This window comes from Micromonospora sp. WMMD710, assembly GCF_029626045.1.
GTDB lineage: Bacteria > Actinomycetota > Actinomycetes > Mycobacteriales > Micromonosporaceae > Micromonospora.
On record NZ_JARUBD010000001.1, the window covers coordinates 3,904,426 to 3,921,214 of the forward strand.

Annotated in this window: 15 protein-coding genes and 1 pseudogene; 8 read left to right on the forward strand and 8 right to left on the reverse strand. The window is 74.0% G+C overall.

Going from position 1 to position 16,789, the window contains the following annotated elements; translation table 11 throughout:
• Position 1: 1 nt before the first annotated feature.
• Positions 2-1,297, reverse strand: a complete 1,296-nt coding sequence (locus tag O7620_RS17940) for a hypothetical protein (RefSeq protein ID WP_278123937.1) — start codon at positions 1,295-1,297, stop codon at positions 2-4.
• A gap of 134 nt (positions 1,298-1,431) precedes the next feature.
• Here O7620_RS17940 and O7620_RS17945 point away from each other — a divergent pair, with 134 nt between their 5' ends.
• The 8 genes from O7620_RS17945 (at position 1,432) to O7620_RS17980 (ending at position 10,591) form a co-directional block, all read left to right on the forward strand.
• Entirely contained in the window at positions 1,432-2,280 is an 849-nt protein-coding gene (locus tag O7620_RS17945; protein WP_278123938.1) for a MurR/RpiR family transcriptional regulator, read from the forward strand.
• 16 nt (positions 2,281-2,296) lie between these two features.
• The gene (gene hutU, locus O7620_RS17950; protein WP_278123939.1) at positions 2,297-3,952 is read left to right on the forward strand and encodes a urocanate hydratase; all 1,656 of its coding nucleotides are present in this window, start codon (positions 2,297-2,299) and stop codon (positions 3,950-3,952) included.
• 55 nt (positions 3,953-4,007) lie between these two features.
• Positions 4,008-5,210, forward strand: a complete 1,203-nt coding sequence (locus O7620_RS17955; RefSeq protein ID WP_278123940.1) for an allantoate amidohydrolase — start codon at positions 4,008-4,010, stop codon at positions 5,208-5,210.
• Positions 5,201-6,568 carry a formimidoylglutamate deiminase gene (locus O7620_RS17960; protein WP_278123941.1) on the forward strand — a complete coding sequence of 456 codons (1,368 nt, stop codon included), beginning with the start codon at positions 5,201-5,203 and terminating at the stop codon, positions 6,566-6,568. The genes O7620_RS17955 and O7620_RS17960 overlap by 10 nt, the downstream gene beginning before the upstream one ends.
• Positions 6,565-7,734 (forward strand): imidazolonepropionase, encoded by a 1,170-nt coding sequence (gene hutI, locus O7620_RS17965; RefSeq protein ID WP_278123942.1) that lies wholly within the window; start codon positions 6,565-6,567, stop codon positions 7,732-7,734. Before O7620_RS17960 ends, hutI begins: the two co-directional genes overlap by 4 nt.
• Positions 7,731-9,269, forward strand: coding sequence for a histidine ammonia-lyase (gene hutH / locus O7620_RS17970; RefSeq protein WP_278123944.1), 1,539 nt, complete (start codon positions 7,731-7,733; stop codon positions 9,267-9,269). The genes hutI and hutH overlap by 4 nt, the downstream gene beginning before the upstream one ends.
• Positions 9,270-9,367: 98 nt before the next feature.
• Positions 9,368-10,288, forward strand: a complete 921-nt coding sequence (locus O7620_RS17975; protein ID WP_278123945.1) for a hypothetical protein — start codon at positions 9,368-9,370, stop codon at positions 10,286-10,288.
• 27 nt (positions 10,289-10,315) lie between these two features.
• The gene (locus O7620_RS17980) at positions 10,316-10,591 is read left to right on the forward strand and encodes a hypothetical protein (RefSeq protein WP_278123946.1); all 276 of its coding nucleotides are present in this window, start codon (positions 10,316-10,318) and stop codon (positions 10,589-10,591) included.
• Positions 10,592-10,614: 23 nt separating this feature from the next.
• On the opposite strand, the gene rdgB is transcribed toward O7620_RS17980, so the two are convergent.
• The 7 genes and pseudogenes from rdgB to O7620_RS18015 all read right to left on the reverse strand — a co-directional run.
• Complete coding sequence (gene rdgB / locus O7620_RS17985) at positions 10,615-11,232, reverse strand: RdgB/HAM1 family non-canonical purine NTP pyrophosphatase (protein ID WP_278123947.1); 618 nt, start codon at positions 11,230-11,232, stop codon at positions 10,615-10,617.
• A complete protein-coding gene (gene rph, locus O7620_RS17990) occupies positions 11,229-11,954 on the reverse strand; it encodes a ribonuclease PH (RefSeq protein WP_278123948.1) in 726 nt (241 codons plus the stop codon). Before rph ends, rdgB begins: the two co-directional genes overlap by 4 nt.
• 9 nt (positions 11,955-11,963) lie before the next feature.
• Positions 11,964-13,133 (reverse strand): glycosyltransferase, encoded by a 1,170-nt coding sequence (locus O7620_RS17995; protein ID WP_278123949.1) that lies wholly within the window; start codon positions 13,131-13,133, stop codon positions 11,964-11,966.
• Complete coding sequence (locus O7620_RS18000) at positions 13,130-14,275, reverse strand: glycosyltransferase family 1 protein (RefSeq protein WP_278123950.1); 1,146 nt, start codon at positions 14,273-14,275, stop codon at positions 13,130-13,132. Before O7620_RS18000 ends, O7620_RS17995 begins: the two co-directional genes overlap by 4 nt.
• Before the next feature lie 110 nt (positions 14,276-14,385).
• Positions 14,386-15,129, reverse strand: coding sequence for an MBL fold metallo-hydrolase (locus O7620_RS18005; RefSeq protein WP_278123952.1), 744 nt, complete (start codon positions 15,127-15,129; stop codon positions 14,386-14,388).
• Between the two features lie 224 nt (positions 15,130-15,353).
• Complete coding sequence (locus O7620_RS18010; protein WP_278123953.1) at positions 15,354-16,319, reverse strand: cysteine synthase; 966 nt, start codon at positions 16,317-16,319, stop codon at positions 15,354-15,356.
• A 167-nt stretch (positions 16,320-16,486) separates the two neighbouring features.
• Positions 16,487-16,786: pseudogene (locus O7620_RS18015) on the reverse strand (MoaD/ThiS family protein); the annotation flags it as partial.
• Between the last annotated feature and the right edge of the window lie 3 nt (positions 16,787-16,789).

Sequence of the window (16,789 nt, forward strand, 5' to 3'; positions counted from 1 at the left end):
GTCAGCTGCCGCGACGCCACAGATCCCGCAGCGCGTCCCAGTTGCCGGCGATGCCGTCCTGGCAGAGCGTCTCGATGTAGAGGACGCCAGGCGAGTCGTCCTGGTCCCACCAGATGCCGCACATCGTCCGGCCGTCCTGCAGCTTGAACGCGTACTCGAGATAGCTGCCGGGCGCGCCGGTCTTGTTGCCGTTGGTCCGCGTCGCCTGGCGCAGCCCCGGCGCCAACGCGCCCGCGGCGAGGTTGAGCTGGAGGCGGAACGCCCGGGCCGCGTCCTTCTCCTTGGTCGCCGGGTAGACCACGAAGTGCAGGAACGCGCCGCCGAAGTGGCAGAAGACGTGCCGCTTCTCGTCGGCCGGCAGCTTCGGGGCGCCGAGTTCGTCGTAGGCCGCGCAGCCGCCGGCCTGCGCCAGCCAGGGCTCGGCCAGCGGCGCCAACTCACCCTGGAACTTGGCCCTGTTGATGGACATCTGCGTCGTCTCGAACGGCCCGAGACTGGCCTCGACCGGCGGCGCGGGCGTGTCGTCGCCGCTGCCGCCGATGAGGAAGCCCGCGGTGCCGGCGACCAGGGCGAGCACCAGCGCACCGGCGATCAGGATCCAGTTCGGTCGCTTCGGCTTCGGTGCCACGGGGGCGATCCGCCGGCCGCCGGAGGTGGAGAACGGGTCGAACGGCGGGACCGACGGGGCGTTGTTGGCGTACGCCGCCGACTGCGGGGCGGCGGAGACCGGCTGCGGCGCGGGCGAGGCCGGCGCGGCGGAGACCGGCTGCGGGGCCGCGGACACCGGCTGCGGGGACGCCGAGACCGGCTGCCCGGAGACGGGGGCCATGTGCACCGCCCACGGAAGCTGCGGCATCTCGGACACCAGCTCGGGCGTCTGGGGCTGTGGCGGCCCGCTGGCCTGCTGCGGCACACCGGACACCGGCAGGGCGGGTGGCGCGGAGGTGGGCGGTGCCGACGTGGGCGGCGCGGAGACCGGCTGGTCGGGCACCGGCTGGTAGTCCATGCCGAGGCTCTGGAAGAGCCGCTGCGGTGCGTTGCCCTCCTGCGCTCCGTAGGCCACCCACGGGTGGGCGGCGGTCAGGTCGGCGTCCGCGTAGCGGTGACCGCCGGCCGCCTGCGCCAGCGCGTTCGCCGCGTTGCCGAAGGCCACCCGCCAGCGCTCGTCGGACGCGGCGACCCCGTCCAACACGGCCACGGTGGCGAACTGCCCCTGCCCGTCGACTGCGGCCCAGGCCTTACCAACCTGACACGCGCCCAACATGTGGGTGTACCTGTACGGGCTCTCCGGCTGCATGCCACTCCTTAGCTCACCCGCCGTGGATCCTACAGAGCCGGCGCCATCTCAGCGTCCCGCCGGTCGGCGGATCGACAGGGGGGTGGACGGGTGAACCCTTGCCCTCTGAAAGTTTTCATGCATAGAGTCGCGGTGTGAATGAAGGAGCTGCCGGAGCGCCGGTCGATCAGGTGCTCGACCTGTTCGACGGAGTGCGGCTCACCCCCACCCAGCGCCGGATCGCACACTGCCTCGTGCAGCACGCCCCGGCCGTGGCGTACCTGTCGGCGGCCGAGGTCGCCGAACTGGCCGGGGTCAGCCAGCCGTCGGTCACCCGGTTCGCCGTCGCGCTCGGCCACGACGGCTACCCGGCGCTGCGCCGTCGACTGCGCGACCTGACCGCCGCCGCCGGCCGGCCGACGGACGCCGGCAACGAACTCCAGCAGGCGGTACGCGCCGAGATGGGCAACCTGGACCGGCTGGCCGGCCAGCTCGCCGACCGGGACCGGATCGCCAGCACCGGCCGACTGCTCGCCGCCAGCCGCCCGCTGCCGGTGCTCGGCCTGCGTGCCGCCGCACCGCTGGCCGCGTACTTCGCCTACTTCGCCGCGAAGGTGCACCCGGACGTGCGGGTCCTCGACGACGGCGGCACCATGCTGACCGACCGCCTGGAGCAGGCCGCCGAGGCCGGCGCGTCCGCCGTGCTCGCCTTCGTGCTGCCCCGCTACCCCCGGGAGACCCTGGACGCGCTGCGCGAGGCACGCGCCGCCGGGCTGACCGTGGTGGCGATCACCGATTCGCCGGTGAGCCCGGCCACCGAGCACGCCGATGTGGTGCTGCCCGCCGCGGTCGGCGCCCAGCTCGTCTTCGACCTGCACACCGCACCGATGACCCTGGCCATGGTGCTGTTGCAGGCGATCTGCGACGCCGCGCCGGCCGACACCCAGCGCCGACTGGAGGCGTTCGAAGCCTCCGCGGCCCGCCGACAGTTGTTCCTCGGTTGACCGGAGGAGACCAAAGATGACCCAGCCCGTCCGTGCCGCACGGGGCAGCCAGCTCACCGCCCGGGGGTGGCCGCAGGAGGCCGCCCTGCGGATGCTCATGAACAACCTCGACCCCGAGGTGGCCGAACGCCCCGACGACCTGGTCGTCTACGGGGGCACCGGCAAGGCCGCCCGGGACTGGCCGTCGTACCACGCGTTGGTCCGCACGCTGACCGATCTGCGCGAGGACGAGACGATGCTGGTCCAGTCGGGCCGGCCGGTCGGCGTGCTGCGGACGCACGAGTGGGCGCCCCGGGTGCTGCTGGCCAACTCCAACCTGGTCGGTGACTGGGCGACCTGGCCGGAGTTCCGGCGCCTCGAACAGCTCGGCCTGACCATGTACGGGCAGATGACCGCTGGCTCCTGGATCTACATCGGCACGCAGGGCATCCTCCAGGGCACCTACGAGACGTTCGCGGCGGTCGCCGCGAAGCGGTTCCAGGCAACGCTGGCCGGCACGCTCACGCTGACCGCCGGCTGCGGCGGGATGGGCGGCGCGCAGCCACTCGCGGTGACCATGAACGGTGGCGTCTGCCTGATCGTCGACGTGGACCGCACCCGGCTGGACCGCCGGGTGCACGACCGCTACCTGGACGAGGTCGCCGACTCGTTGGACGACGCGGTGGAGCGGGTCCGCGCCGCCAAGCGGGACCGGCGCGCGCTCTCCGTCGGCGTGGTCGGCAACGCCGCCGAGGTCTTCCCCGAGCTGCTCAGCCGTGGCGTCGAGATCGACATCGTGACCGACCAGACCAGTGCCCACGACCCGCTGGCGTACCTGCCGGTGGGGGTGGAGCTGGCCGACGCCCGCGACTACGCGAAGGCCAAGCCGGCCGAGTTCACCGACCGGGCGCGGGCGTCGATGGCGCGGCACGTCGAGGCGATGGTCGGTTTCCTCGATGCCGGCGCCGAGGTCTTCGACTACGGCAACTCGATCCGCGGCGAGGCGCAGCTCGGCGGCTACCAGCGCGCCTTCGACTTCCCCGGCTTCGTGCCGGCGTACATCCGACCGTTGTTCTGCGAGGGCAGGGGGCCGTTCCGGTGGGCCGCGCTCTCCGGCGACCCGGCGGACATCGCCGCCACCGACCGGGCCATCCTGGAGTTGTTTCCGGAGAACGAGTCGCTGGCCCGATGGATCAAGCTGGCCGGCGAGCGGGTCGCCTTCCAGTGCCTGCCGGCCCGGATCTGCTGGCTCGGCCAGGGCGAGCGGGACCGGGCGGGCGTGCGGTTCAACGACATGGTCGCCTCCGGCGAGCTCTCCGCCCCGGTCGTCATCGGTCGGGACCACCTGGACACCGGCAGCGTGGCCAGCCCGTACCGGGAGACCGAGGGGATGGCCGACGGCTCCGACGCCATCGCCGACTGGCCGCTGCTCAACGCGCTGGTCAACACGGCCAGCGGCGCCTCCTGGGTGTCCATTCACCACGGCGGAGGTGTCGGCATCGGACGGTCGATCCACGCCGGGCAGGTCTGCGTGGCCGACGGCACCGCCCTGGCCGGGCAGAAGATCGAGCGGGTGCTCACCAACGACCCGGCGATGGGCGTCATCCGGCACGTCGACGCCGGCTACGACAGCGCCCGCGAGGTCGCCGAGCGCACCGGCGTCCGCATCCCGATGGCCGAGGGGGCCGCGTGAGCGCGAGGAGTGCAGCGCAGCGGAGCCCCGCAGTCGCGAACATAGGAGGTGCCGCGTGAGCGGCGACCTGGCGAGCCGTTTCCGGGCGCTGTGGGACGAGATCGCGCCGGTCGGGCGGGACGCCGGCAGCGGTGGTTATCTGCGCTACGCGCTGACCGAGCCCGAGCGGGAGCTGCGGGCCTGGTTCCGGTCGCAGGCGCAGCGGCGGGGCCTGCCGGTCACCGAGGACGGCAACGGCAACCTCTTCGCCCACTGGGGTGAGCCCGAGGGCTCCGACGCGGTGCTGACCGGCAGTCACTTCGACTCGGTGCCGCACGGCGGGGCGTACGACGGGCCGCTCGGCATCGTGAGCGCGTTCCTGGCCGTGGACGAGTTGCGTGCCGCCGGTGTGGCCCCGGACCGGCCGCTGGTGCTGGCCGCGTTCGTGGAGGAGGAGGGGGCGCGCTTCGGCGTACCCTGCCTGGGGTCGCGGCTGCTCACCGGCGCGCTGGCGGCCGACCGCGCGGCCGGGCTGCGCGACGCGGCCGGGGTGAGCTTCGCCGAGGCGTTGGGCGGGCCGCCGGCGGGCGCCCGTCCGGACCTGCTGGGCCGGTTCGGCGCGTTCGTGGAGCTGCACGTCGAGCAGGGCCGCGCACTGGTCGACGCGGACGCGCCGGTCGGGGTGGCCAGCGCGATCTGGCCGCACGGCCGCTGGCGCTTCGACGTCGTGGGCGAGGGCAACCACGCGGGCACCACCCGGATGGCCGATCGCCGCGACCCGATGCTCACCTACGCGTTCACGGTGCTGGCGGCCAACAAGGAGGCCCGGCTGCGCGGCGCGCACGCCACGGTGGGCCGGGTCTCCGTCGAACCCAACGCCACCAACGCCATTCCGTCGAAGGTGACCGGCTGGCTGGACGCCCGCGCGGCCGACCCGGAGACGCTGAGCGGGCTGGTCGACGCCGTGCGCGGCAAGCTGGCCGAGCGGGCCCGCCGCGACGGTACGGAGGTGACGGTCACCGAGGAGTCGGTGACCCCGCTGGTCACCTTCGACGGCGGGCTGGCCAAGCGGTTGGCCACGTTGCTCGACGCGCCGGTGCTGCCCACCGGTGCGGGACACGACGCCGGGGTGCTCGCCGCGCACCTGCCGACGGCCATGCTCTTCGTGCGCAACCCGACCGGGGTGTCGCACTCCCCCGCCGAGGCGGCGCGCGACGCCGACTGCGCGGCCGGGGTACGCGCGTTGGCCCGGGTGCTGGAGGAGCTGACATGCCGGTGACGCCGACCCGCTGGCTGGCCGAGTACGCCTGGTTGCCCGATCTCGCCCAACCGACCCCGGACGTGCTGATCGAGACCGACGGGGGACGGATCACCGGTGTGACCGCGTTGGCGGCCCCCGGGCGGCCGAGCGCCGGCGTGGACGTGTACGCCGACGCCGTGCCGCTGCCCGGCCTCACCCTGCCCGGCCTGTCCAATGTGCACTCGCACGCCTTCCACCGGGCGCTGCGCGGGCGTACCCACGGCGGTCGGGGTGACTTCTTCAGCTGGCGGGACCGGATGTACGCCGTCGCGGACCGGCTGGACCCGGACACCTACCTGGCCCTGGCGCGCGCCGTCTACGCCGAGATGGCGCTCGCGGGCATCACCTGCGTCGGCGAGTTCCACTACCTGCACCGTCGACCCGACGGCGGCGCGTACGACGACCCGAACGCGATGGGCGCCGCGCTGGTGGAGGCCGCCGCGCACGCCGGGATCCGGCTCACCCTGCTCGACGCCTGCTACCTGAGCGCCGGAGTGGACGGCCGGCCCCTCGCCGGACCGCAGCGGCGCTTCGGCGACGGCGACGCGGCCCGGTGGGCGCAACGGGTGTCGGCGTTGCAGCCGACCGACGCCCACGTGCGGGTCGGCGCGGCCGTGCACTCGGTACGCGCGGTGCCCGCCGACCAGCTCGGCACGGTCGCCGACTGGGCCCGCGACCGGCAGGCGCCCCTGCACGTGCACCTCTCCGAACAGCCCGCCGAGAACGACGAGTGCCGGGCCGTGCACGGCCGCACGCCCACCGCGCTGCTGGCCGAGCGTGGCGTGCTCGGGCCGGACACCACCGCCGTGCACGCCACCCATCCGACCAGCGCCGACGTGACCTCGCTCGCCGACAGCCGGACCGGGGTGTGCCTCTGCCCGACCACCGAACGGGACCTCGCCGACGGAATCGGGCCGGCCCGCCGGATGGCCGACGCGGGGATCCGGCTGAGCCTGGGCAGCGACAGTCACGCGGTGATCGACCTGTTCGAGGAGGCCCGGGCGGTGGAGTTGGACGAGCGGCTGCGCACCCGCCGCCGCGGCCACTTCACCCCGGTCGACCTGCTGACCGCGGCAACCGCCACCGGGCACGCCGCGCTGGGGTGGGCCGACGCCGGGCGGATCGCCGTCGGCGCCCGCGCCGACCTGGTGACGGTACGGCTGGACAGCGCCCGTACCGCCGGGGTGCCACCGGTCGGCGCGTTCTTCGCGGCCTCCGCCGCGGACGTCGAGCAGGTCGTGGTGGACGGCCGGATGGTGGTGGCCGAGGGCCGGCACCTGAGCGTCGACGTGCCGGCCGAGCTGGCGGCGGCCATCGAGGCGGTGACGCCCTCGTGAGCGGCAGCCTGCTGGTGGACAACATCGGGGAGCTGGTCACCAACGGCCCCGGCGAGGATCCGCTGGGCATCCGCCGGGACGCGGCCGTACTGGTCGAGGACGGCCGGGTGGCCTGGGTCGGTGCGGCCGCGTACGCGCCGGCCGCGGACCGGCGGATCGACGCCGGCGGGGCCGCCGTGCTGCCCGGCTTCGTGGACAGCCACGCTCACCTGGTCTTCGCCGGTGACCGGGCCGCCGAGTTCGCCGCGCGAATGGCCGGGCAGCCCTACACCGGCGGCGGCATCCGCACCACGGTCGGCGCGACCCGGGCCGCCACCGACGACGAGCTGCGGGCCACCGTGCGCCGGCTGCGCGGGGAGGCGCTGCGCCAGGGCACCACGACCATGGAGATCAAGAGTGGGTACGGCCTGACCGTCGCCGACGAGGCCCGCTCACTGCGGATCGCCGCCGAGACCAGCACCGAGACCACGTTCCTGGGCGCGCACGTGGTGCCGAGCGAGTACGCCGACCGCCCCGACGACTACGTCGGGCTGGTCTGCGGCCCGATGCTGGCCGCCGCCGCGCCGTACGCGAAGTGGATCGACGTGTTCTGCGAGCGGGGCGCCTTCGACGTCGACCACGCCCGCGCGATCCTGGCCTGCGGGCAGGCTGCCGGGCTGGGCGTACGGCTGCACGCCAACCAGCTCGGTCCCGGCGCGGGCGTCCAGCTTGGTGTGGAACTGGGCGCGGCGAGCGTCGACCACTGCACCCACCTGTCCGACGCGGACGTGGACGCGCTCGCGGGCGCGCACACCACCACCGTCGCGACCCTGCTGCCCGGCGCCGAGTTCTCCACCCGCTCGCCCTACCCGGACGCGCGTCGGCTGCTCGACGCCGGCGTCACCGTGGCCCTTGCCACCGACTGCAACCCCGGCTCGTCGTACACCTCGTCGATGCCGTTCTGCGTGGCCCTCGCGGTCCGCGAGATGCGGATGACCCCGGCGGAGGCGGTCTGGGCCGCGACCGCCGGCGGCGCGCGGGCGCTGCGCCGCGACGACATCGGTGTCCTCACCCCCGGCGCGCGGGCCGACCTGGTCGTCCTGGACGCGCCGTCGTACCTGCACCTGGCCTACCGGCCCGGTGTCCCCCTGATCCGCCAGGTAATACGCAACGGAGCTCCGCAATGACGACCGTGACCATCCAGCCCACCGGAATCTCCGCCGACGACGTGCTCGCGGTGGCGCGCGGCACCGCCACGGTGCTCCTCGCTCCGGCCACCCGGGAGGCGATGGCGACCAGCCGCGCCATCGTGGACGGCATCGAGGCCGCCGGGCGGCCCGTGTACGGCGTGTCGACCGGATTCGGGGCGCTGGCCAACACCTTCGTCGCCCCGGAGCGGCGGGCCGAGCTGCAACACGCGCTGATCCGCTCGCACGCCGCCGGGGTCGGCGCGCCCATGCCCCGCGAGGTCGTCCGGGCCATGATGCTGCTGCGCGTCCGGTCCCTCGCGCTGGGCCGCTCCGGGGTCCGCCCGCTCGTCGCCGAGGCGCTGGTCGACCTGCTCAACCACGACATCACCCCGTGGGTGCCGGAGCACGGCTCGCTGGGTGCCTCCGGTGACCTGGCGCCGCTGGCGCACTGCGCGCTGGTGCTGCTCGGCGAGAGCTGGGTGCTCGGCCCGGCCGGTGACCGACGCGACGCGGCCGACGTGCTGGCCGCCGCCGGGCTCAAGCCGATCGAGCTGGCGGCCAAGGAGGGGCTGGCGCTGATCAACGGCACCGACGGCATGCTCGGCATGCTGCTGCTGGCCATCCACGACGCGGAGCACCTGTTCGCGATGGCCGACGTGACCGCCGCGCTCGCCATCGAGGCGATGCTCGGCTCGGAGCGGCCGTTCCTGCCCGAGCTGCACGCGATCCGGCCGCACCCCGGGCAGGCGGCCTCGGCGGCGAACATCCACCGGCTGTTGCAGGACTCCCGCGTGATGGACTCGCACCGCGACGACCTGGCGCACGCCGTGCAGGACGCGTACTCGATGCGCTGCGCGCCGCAGGTGGCCGGCGCGGCCCGCGACACCCTGGACTTCGTGCGTACGGTCGCCGCCCGGGAGCTGGTGTCCGTTGTGGACAACCCGGTGGTGCTGCCGGACGGTCGGGTCGAGTCGACCGGCAACTTCCACGGTGCGCCGCTCGGCTTCGCCGCGGACTTCCTGGCCATCGCCGCCGCCGAGGTCGGCGCGATCGCCGAGCGGCGGGTGGACCGGCTGCTCGACGTGACCCGTTCCCGGGAACTGCCCGCGTTCCTCTCCCCCGACGCCGGGGTGAACTCCGGGCTGATGATCGCCCAGTACACGGCCGCCGGGATCGTCGCGGAGAACCGGCGGCTGGCCGCCCCCGCGTCGGTGGACTCGCTGCCCACCAGCGGCATGCAGGAGGACCACGTCTCGATGGGCTGGGCCGCGGCGAAGAAGCTGCGGACCGTCCTGGACAACCTGACCAGCCTGCTCGCTGTGGAGCTGCTGGCCGGCGTACGCGGGCTTCAACTACGCGCGCCCCTGGTGCCGTCGCCGGCCGGCCGTGCCGCCGTCGCCGCGCTGGGCGGGGCCGCTGGCGAACCCGGGCCGGACGTGTTCCTCGCCCCCGTCATGGAGGCGGCCCGCGCGGTGCTGGCCGGGCCAGAGCTGCGCGCCGCCATCGAACGGGAGGTCGGCCCGCTGGGCTGACCTCCGACGGGTGGCTGCCGTCCGCCGCGGGTCAGGCGGCGGGCGGCAGCACCCGGTTCCCGGCCGGCCTGTCGGCTGGTACTGCTAGGTTCGCCGCCGTGGAGATCGAGGAGCCGGGGCTCGACGAGCAGATCCGGGATTTCGTCCGCCGCCAGGCGGCGCTGGCCGAGTTGCCGGCGGCGGCGATCGTCGCCCAGACGATGGAGTACCTGCACGGCGAGGCGAACCCGGCGGAGGTCGAGGCCCGCGCCTGGCCTGTCGTGACCGAGGAGTTGGCCGCGCACCTCACCTTCCAGGCGCAGTGGCCGGAGGTCACCGACAACGACCGGCTCACCGCGGCGTTCCGGACGCTCTCGGCCGCTGGGCTGGTGGCCCGGGAGAACTTCAGCTGCTGCCAGAACTGCGGCGTTGCCGAGATCGGCGAAGAGGTGCCGCGTGGGCGCACGGCACGGGGGTACGCGTTCTATCACCAGCAGGATGCCGAGCGCGGTGTCGACGGCTCCGGGGTGTACCTGACGTACGGCCTCCTGGGGCAGCCCGCGACGGTCGACGTCGGTGAGGAGATCGCGGCGGCGCTGCGCGCCGAAGGGTTGACGGTGCACTGGGATGGCCACACCGGCACCCGGATCAAGGTCTCGCTGACCTGGCAGCGACGCCGGGTCGGCCGGCTGGCCGCGCTGCCCCCCACAGTCGACGACGACGTGGACATCGACGTGGAGCTGCTGAACCGGTGGACGGGGGTGTTCGCCCCAACCGAAGGGCTGTCGTCGGCCGCCCGGCTCGCCGCCCTGCACCTGCCCTGGTTGCCTGCCGGCGTGCGGATCCGGCTGGCCCACGAGGAAGCCTCCGTCCTCGTTCGGCGGGAGGGGGACGTCCTGGTGGGCGCGTACCCGGAGCAGGGCGGGCGGGAGCTGACCGTCGGCCGGTACGACGGCATGAATCTGATCTGTCGGTTGACCGGCGGGTCGGTGCCGACGGTCGCCCTGCCGGCCCCGCCCGATTTTCTTGAGGCGACCTAACAGTACCGCGGTGGCATCCATAAGGACGTGCCTCTGGACGCGGTCGAGGCATGCCTCCTGCTCCGCGCGATGCGGCCACTGAGTAGGGACTTCCTGACCGCCTTCGGCCGCTCCGGTGGCTGCGTGCAGGTCGCCTGGGAGCGCGATGGGCTGTGGCTGGAAGAGCTGAACACGGCGGGGTCCACCTCGACCGGCCGGATCGCCACCATCGCCGAGGCCGAGCGAATGCTCACCGTGCTGGCGACGGAGGACCGCGTACCGATCGACGAGCTGGGCGGTGACCTCGTGACGAAGCGCTGGTGACAGCCGACCCGCCCCCGTGTTGGCTAGGCGGCGGGCGGCAGCACCTTGGCGACCAGCTTGGCGAGCTCGCGCAGCGCCTTGCCCCGGTGGCTGATCGCGTCCTTCTCGGCCGGGGTCAGCTCGGCGTTGGTCCGGTCCTGCCCGTCGCCCAGGAAGATCGGGTCGTAGCCGAACCCACCGTCACCGCGCGGGGCGCGCAGCACCCGCCCGGACTGCCGGCCGTCGACGAGGTGTTCCTTGCCGCCGGGCAGCACGAGAGCGACCGTGCAGACGAACGAGGCCGCCCGCTGCTCGTCCGGCACGTCGGCGATCTGGTCCAGCACCAGTTGGAGGTTGGCCTGGTCGTCGCCGTGCTTACCGGACCAGCGGGCGCTGAACACGCCGGGCATGCCGTTGAGCGCGTCCACCGCGAGACCGGAGTCGTCGGCGATGGTGGGCAGCCCGCTCTGCCGGCAGCCCTCCCGCGCTTTGATCAGCGCGTTCTCGCCGAAGGTCAGGCCGGTCTCCGGCAGTTCCGCGTACTGCTCGACGTCGTCCAGGCCGAGCAGGGCGACCCGGTGCGCGCCGAGCGCGCCGTCCAGGATCCGCTGGAGTTCGACCAGCTTCTTGCGGTTACGCGTGGCCAGCAGGACCTTGTTCACGAGAGAGCCTTCCGCTGGGCTTCGGCCAACTCGGCGCACCCGGCCACGGCCAGGTCGAGCAGGCTGTCGAGCTGGTCACGGGCGAACACGCCCGCCTCACCGGTGCCCTGCACCTCGACGAAGTCACCCGCGCCGGTGCACACCACGTTCATGTCGACCTCGGCGGCGACGTCCTCCTCGTAGCAGAGGTCGAGGCGGGCCTCGCCGGCGATGATGCCGACGCTGACCGCCGCCACCGACCGGTGCATGACCTTCTCCGGCTTGCCGGCGAGGGCCTTGCGGGCGGCCAGCCAGCCCACCGCGTCGTGCAGCGCGACGTACGCGCCGGTGATCGCTGCCGTGCGGGTGCCGCCGTCGGCCTGGAGCACGTCGCAGTCGAGCACCACCGAGTTCTCGCCGAGCGCCTTGAGGTCGATGCAGGCCCGCAGGCTGCGGCCGATCAGGCGGGAGATCTCGTGGGTACGGCCACCGACCCGGCCCTTGACGCTCTCCCGATCGGAGCGGGTGTTGGTGGCTCGGGGCAGCATCGCGTACTCGGCGGTCACCCAGCCGAGCCCGGAGCCCTTGCGCCAGCGGGGCACCCCCTCGGTGACGCTCGCCGTGCAGAGCACCCGGGTGCCGCCGAACTCGACGAGCACCGAGCCCTCCGGGTGGGTGCTCCAGCCACGGGTCAGGGTCACCGGTCGAAGTTGATCGGGCCCTCGCCCGTCAGGTCGCGCCATGCCTGCACCCTATGCGGTGCGGTGATCCACCTCCGCCCGGGTGTCCCGACCAGCGTCCGCGTCGTGCACCCGGAGGAATCCGGCGACCGCCGCCGGCCAGCCGAACTCCTCGGCCCGCTCCCGGGCGGCCCGCCGCCGCTGCGTCTCCGGCCGGGCCGCCAGGCGGGTCACCGCCTGCGCCATCGACGTCGCCGAGCCGTAGGCGGCGACGCCCGCGGCGCCGACCACCTCGGGCAGGGCGCTGGCCGCGTTGACCACCACCGGGGTACCGCAGGCCAACGCCTCCAGCCCGGCCAGGCCGAAGGTCTCCACCGGGCCGGGGGCGAGCACGACGTCGGCGCTCGCCAGCAGCGCGGCCACCGCCGCGCGGTCGGGCAGGAAGCCGGTGAACGTGACCGGAAGCCCGGCGGCCTGCCGGGCCAGCGCGGCGCGCAGTGGACCGTCCCCGGCCATCACCAGGACCGCCGGTACGCCCGCGCGCCGCAGCTCGGCGAGGGCCTGCACGGCCAGCTCCGGCCGCTTCTCCGGGGACAGCCGGGCACAGTGCACCAGCAGCAGCTCCGTGGTGTCGGCGTAGCGTTCCCGCAGCCGTGGCTCGGCCCGGTCCGGGTGGAAGGTGTCCAGGTCCACCCCGAGCGGCACCAGGTCCACGTTGCCGGCGCCGACCCGGTCGAACTCCTCGGCCGCCCACCGGGTCGTGCAGACGATCCGGTCGTACGCCCGGCTGGTCGCCCGGTTGAGCCGGTCGGCGGTCGCCCGGCGCACCAGGTGCGGAACGCCCCACTGGCCGAGCAGCCCGGTCAACGACTCGTGCGACACCATCACCGACGGCACCCCGTGCTCCCGCGCCCACCGTCCCGTCCAGCGCAGCGACGACCGGTCCGAGACCTCCAGCCGGTCCGGGGCCAGCTCGGCGAGCAGGCGGGTCAACCGGCGGCGGCCGGCCAACAGCCGGTAACCGCCGCTGCCCGGCAGCTCCGGACCGGGCAGGGTGACCACCCGCCCCCACGGGTACGACTCGTCGGCGGCCCGTTCGCCGGGCACCACCAGCACCGGATCGTGCCCGGCGGCCCGGTACCCCTCGCCGAGGTGGCGCAACGCCGTGCGCAGACCACCGGAGCGGGCGGTCACGAAGTTGGCGAGCCGCACGATCCGCAGTCCGCGGGCCGTGCCGGTCATGAGGCGGCCGGCAGGCCGACGGTGGCGGTCGAGGCCCGTACCGCGTGGTAGTGCCCGATCAGCTCGTCGCCGACGGCGGCCCAGCTGCGCCGGCTGACCGCGGCCCGGGCGGCCAGGCCGTACGCCCGCCGCCGGTCGGCGTCGCCGGCCAGGTCGGCCACCGCCGCGGCCAGCGCGTCGCCGTCGTTCGGCGGCACCAGCAGCCCGGTGACGCCCTCGTCGACCAGGTCGAGCGGACCGCCGCTGGCCGGCGCCACCACCGGCACCCCGGAGGCCAGCGCCTCCTGGAGGGTCTGGCCGAACGTCTCGTGCGGCCCGGTGTGCACGAACACGTCCAGGCTGGCGTAGAGCCGGGCCAGGTCCTCGCCGTGCTGCACGCCCAGAAAGCTCACCCCGGGCAGCGTCCGGGCCAACTGGCGGCGGGCCGGGCCGTCACCGGCCACCACCACCCGCACGCCCGGCAGCCGGGATGTCGCCGCCAGCAGGTCCACCCGCTTCTCCGGAGCGAGCCGGCCGACGTAGCCGACCAGCAGCTCACCGCCGGGCGCCAGCCGTTGCCGCAGCGCCGCGCAGCGTTTCGCCGGATCGAACCGGACGGCGTCCACACCCCGACCCCACAACCAGATCCGCTGCACCCCGTTGGCGATCAGGTCGGCGGCGGCCCGGGTGGACGGGGCGAGGGTCCGGTGCGCCGAATTGTGGATCTCCCGGATCCGTCGCCACGCCGCCGCCTCACCCCAGCTCACCCGGTACGCCCGGGCGTACGCGGCGACGTCGGTCTGGTACACCGCCACGGTGGGCAGCCCGTGCCGGCTGGCCAGCGTGGCCGCCCGCGCACCGAGGATGAACGGGCTGGCCAGGTGGACGACGTCCGGTGCGGCCGACAGCAGCGCCCCGGACAACCGGGTGGTGGTCGGCACGCCCAGCCGGAAGCCCTGGTAACGCGGCAACGGCACGCTGGGGATGCGCACCACCGGGTACGGCATCCGCTCGATGTCCTGCCGTCCGGCCCCAGGCGGGGAGGGTGCGATGACGACCGGCTCGTGGCCCCGGGCGAGTAGATGCTCCGCCGTACGCACCACGGAGTGCGCGACGCCGTTCACATCCGGCGGGAACGACTCGGTCACGATGGCGATCCGCATGCCCACACCGTGCGGGTGCCATGGGTGCGGCAGACGACGGTCCGCTGACCGGCCGGCGAACAGTTCGGCACAACACCGCCGGCCGCCCCGACGGACCGGGACGCGCCGGGTCAGATGTCGTAGCTCGCGCCGGCCCGGACCACCTCGAGCGGGCCGGTGTACGCGGCGGCGGCCGAATCCAACGTGTGCGCCTCGCTGCCCCACGCGGCCACCAGGTGGGTGAGCAGCAGCCGACCCACCATCGCCTTCGTCGCCGTCTCACCGGCCTCCCGGCCCGTCAGGTGCAGATCCGGCGGATTGTCCACCCCGTCGAGGAAGCTCGCCTCGCACAGGAAGACGTCGGCGTTCTGGGCCAGCCGCAGCAACGCGTCGCAGGGCGCGGTGTCCGACGAGTAGCACAGCGACCGGCCGTTGTGCTCCAGGCGCACCCCGTACGTCTCGACGGGATGGTTGACCCGGTCGACGGTGACCGTGAACGGGCCGATCGGGAAGGTGCCCGGCTCAAGCGCGTAGAACTGGTAGACGTCGTCGATGGTGCCGTCGTCGTGGTACGCGGCACTGAGCCGGTCCGGTGCGCCGGCGGGCGCGTACACCGGCAGCGCCGGGTGGGGGCCTCCCGGGGCGTACCGGCGGACCACCACGTACGTCACGGCGTCGAGGATGTGATCGCAGTGCAGGTGGGTCAGCAGGATCGCGTCCGGGGCGTGCAGCCCCGCGTACCGCTGGAGGCTGGACATCGACCCCGAACCGAAGTCGACCAGGAGCCGGAAGCCGTCGGCCTCGACGAGGTAGGCCGAGCACGGGGACTCGGGGCCGGGAAAACTGCCGGCGCAACCCAGGACGGTCAGTCGCATCGGGTTGTCTCGCTATCACTGTCAGTAGCATCCGAGTCGGCCATCGCTCCAGCCATGATCTCTACCGACGCGTACGCCACGCTGCGCAGCCTACGCCCGGGTGCCTGGCGGCAAGAATCATCCACTGGAAGTTGTCACGAACGTGACACCCGCTCACGGCGCGCCGGGCAGCCTACGGGCCGTCGACGCGCGCATCGACGGCCCGTACACAACGACCATTCCGGTCACGCCCAGAGCTGCCCCTCCAGGGCGTCCTCGGCGTCCGCGAGGGTGCCGCCGTACGCGCCGGTGGACAGGTACTTCCAGCCACCGTCGCAGACCACGAACGCCACGTCGGCGCGACGGCCGTCGCGGACCGCCTCGTGCGCCACCGCGAGCGCGGCATGCAGGATCGCGCCGGTGGAGAACCCGGCGAAGATGCCCTCCACCTCGACGAGCTGCCGGGTGCGCAGCACCGCGTCCCGGGTGCCCACCGAGAAACGCCGGGAGAGCACCGACGCGTCGTACAGCTCCGGCACGTACCCCTCGTCGATGTTGCGCAGCCCGTAGACCACCTCGCCGTAGCGCGGCTCGGCGGCCACGACCTGGATGCCGTCGACCTTCTCCCGCAGGTAACGGCCGGTGCCCATCAGGGTGCCCGTGGTGCCCAGCCCGGCCACGAAGTGCGTGATGGTGGGCAGGTCGTGCAGCAGCTCCGGCCCGGTCGTCTCGTAGTGCGCCCGGGCGTTGGCCTCGTTGCCGTACTGGTAGAGCATCACCCAGTCCGGATGCTCGGCGGAGATCTGCTTGGCGGTGGCGACAGCCTGGTTGGAACCCCCGGCCGCCGGCGAGAAGATGATCTCGGCGCCGTACATCCGGAGCAGCTGGACCCGCTCGGTCGAGACGTTCTCCGGCATCACACAGACCAGCCGGTAGCCGCGCAACTTTGCCACCATGGCCAGCGAGATGCCGGTGTTGCCGCTGGTCGGCTCGAGGATGGTGTCACCCGTCCGGAGCCGACCGGCCTCCTCGGCGGCGCGGACCATGAACAGCGCGGCCCGGTCCTTGATGCTGCCGGTGGGGTTCCGATCCTCCAACTTGGCCCACAGCCGCACCGGTGGAGCGCCGTCGGGCACCGTCGGCGAGAGCCGGGGCAGACCGACCAGCGGCGTGCCGCCGCACGCGTCGAGCAGGCTGTCGTACCGCGCCATGGCGGCCGCCCTCAGCGGGCCGCAGCTGCGGCGCTGCGCTGGCTGGTCGCGGCTGCCGCCGCGCTGTGCGAGCTGGTCGCGGCTGCCGCCGCGCTGTGCGAGCTGATCGCGGCTGCCGCCGCGCTGTGCGAGCTGGTCGCGGCTGCCGCCGCGCTGTGCGAGCTGATCGCGGCTGCCGCCGCGAAGCCGAACGCGCCGCCGGCCACCGCCGGCAGGATGGTGACACTGTCACCGTCGGAGAGCTTGGCGTCCAGGGCGCCGAGGAAGCGGACGTCCTCGTCGTTGACGTACACGTTGACGAAGCGGTGCAGCGCGCCGGCCTCGGTGACCAGCCGGCCACGCAGCCCGGCGTGCCGGGAGTCCAGGTCGACGAGCAGGTCGCCCAGGGTGTCGCCGGCGCCGTCGACGACCTTGGCGCCGCCGGTGTAGCTGCGCAGGATGGTGGGGATGCGAACCTCAATGGCCATGAT

Coding starts and splice junctions, on each gene's coding strand:
- O7620_RS17995 (WP_278123949.1), bottom strand. CDS start 13,133: ATGACCGGCACGGCCCGCGGACTGCGGATCGTGCGGCTCGCCAACTTC.
- rph (WP_278123948.1), bottom strand. CDS start 11,954: ATGGCGCGACCTGACGGGCGAGGGCCCGATCAACTTCGACCGGTGACC.
- hutU (WP_278123939.1), top strand. CDS start 2,297: ATGACCCAGCCCGTCCGTGCCGCACGGGGCAGCCAGCTCACCGCCCGG.
- O7620_RS17960 (WP_278123941.1), top strand. CDS start 5,201: ATGCCGGTGACGCCGACCCGCTGGCTGGCCGAGTACGCCTGGTTGCCC.
- hutH (WP_278123944.1), top strand. CDS start 7,731: ATGACGACCGTGACCATCCAGCCCACCGGAATCTCCGCCGACGACGTG.
- O7620_RS17940 (WP_278123937.1), bottom strand. CDS start 1,297: ATGCAGCCGGAGAGCCCGTACAGGTACACCCACATGTTGGGCGCGTGT.
- O7620_RS18010 (WP_278123953.1), bottom strand. CDS start 16,319: ATGGCGCGGTACGACAGCCTGCTCGACGCGTGCGGCGGCACGCCGCTG.
- O7620_RS18005 (WP_278123952.1), bottom strand. CDS start 15,129: ATGCGACTGACCGTCCTGGGTTGCGCCGGCAGTTTTCCCGGCCCCGAG.
- O7620_RS18000 (WP_278123950.1), bottom strand. CDS start 14,275: ATGCGGATCGCCATCGTGACCGAGTCGTTCCCGCCGGATGTGAACGGC.